This window comes from uncultured Wocania sp. (assembly GCF_964021735.1).
GTDB lineage: Bacteria > Bacteroidota > Bacteroidia > Flavobacteriales > Flavobacteriaceae > Wocania_A.
The window spans coordinates 1-1,611 of sequence record NZ_CAXIBN010000297.1 but is presented as its reverse complement, the minus strand read 5'-3'; the positions used below and the strand labels follow the sequence as shown (position 1 = coordinate 1,611).

At 31.1% G+C, this 1,611-nt stretch carries 1 protein-coding gene; it reads right to left on the bottom strand.

Annotation, left to right across the window (positions count from 1 at the left end; translation table 11 throughout):
• The coding region (locus AADI82_RS15120) for a condensation domain-containing protein (protein WP_341217233.1) at positions 1-1,611 on the bottom strand (1,611 nt) is incomplete at both ends.

Here is a 1,611-nt window from a genome sequence, read left to right as displayed (position 1 = left end):
CATTTTCTAATATAACTTTATATAAAGATGGAAGCATTAGCGTGTGACTAACGTTATGCTGTTCAATAATATCTACAATTTTCACAAGGTCTTGTTCAATGCGTTTTTCTGCAATTACTAAATTTCCGCCTGTGCAAAGTGTCCAGAAAATACCAGCTTTGGAGCTATCAAAAGAAATGGACGACATGAGTAAAAACGCCGAAGGATTTTTATTGTAAAAACCCAATCTTCCAGCAGTGGAATTCATAATATTCTTATGGCTAATAGGAACACCTTTAGGTTCACCTGTACTGCCCGAAGTGTAAATTATATAAGCTAAATCGGTCTCTTTTACTATTGGTAATTCAATAGTATTATCATTTTGTGAGCTATCAATTTTATCGATTAAAATAGGGTTTACTTTAAACTCATCAAAAAGCTTTAAAAGAGAACTTTGAGAAACAATACTATCAACTTTAGCATCTTTGAGTATAAAATTAACACGCTGTTTTGGGTATTCTGGATCAATTGGTAAATACGCACAACCTGATTTTAAAATGCCTAGCATACCAATAATCATATTTAAAGAGCGATCGATACATAAACCAATAATTCTGTTTTCGGCTTTGGTATTTATTATTTCTTGAGCTATTCGGTTTGCTTTTTCGTTTAATTCTTTATATGTGATTGCACTATCTTTAAAGGTTAAAGCTATGTTATCAGGATGTTTTTTAGCAATATTTTCTATTATAGAATGGATGCTTTTAAACCCATTAAAAGCAGTTTTATGTTTTGCATTATTTGAATTAAGTAAATTTTTGTCGGTTTCAATTAGTGCAGGAATAGTATCAATCGTTTTGTTGGTATGCTCAACAACATACTCTAAAGTGTGTTTTAAATGTTGCTGAAATCTGTTGATGGTTTCTTCTTCAAACAAATCTGTAGCATACTCAAAAGTAGAGCTTAATTCACCGTTGTTTTCAGTTATAAAAAGTGTCAAATCAAACTTTGAAACATCTGGACTATATTCAAAACTATCGAGTAATTCGACATCTTTTCCAAACGATGGATATTCTGGTTTTGATGCATAAACAAACATAACTTGAAAAAGCGGGTTTGTTGCCAAAGATCTCTCAATATTTAATTCTTTTACCAGCGCATCAAACGGAAGGTCTTTGTTTGAAAGTGCTTCCATAGACATCGTATTCACTCTTTTTATGAATTCTAAAATAGTGAGTGATTTTTTTACTGATGTTCTAAAAACCACAGTATCAATAAAAAGCCCGAAAACTGATTCTAATCCTTTTTTGTTTCTATTTGAAACTGGTGAGCCTATTAAAATATCGTCTTGTTTACTAAATTTTTGCAGTAATATAAAATATGTTACTAAAAACAAAACAAATGGTGTTATTTCTAGTTTTTTAGCTACATCTAAGATTTGGGAAGAACTTGTTTTTGAAAAGTTTAAAACATGATGCTTCCCTTTGTATGAAGGCGTGCTTGGACGATTAAAATCTGTTGGTAGGTTTAAAAATGGAATATCGCCAGAAAGCTTGTTTTTCCAATAAGCTTTTTGAACATCAAAGCTTTGATTGAGATTTTGCCAATGTGCATAATCTACAAAACTGATAG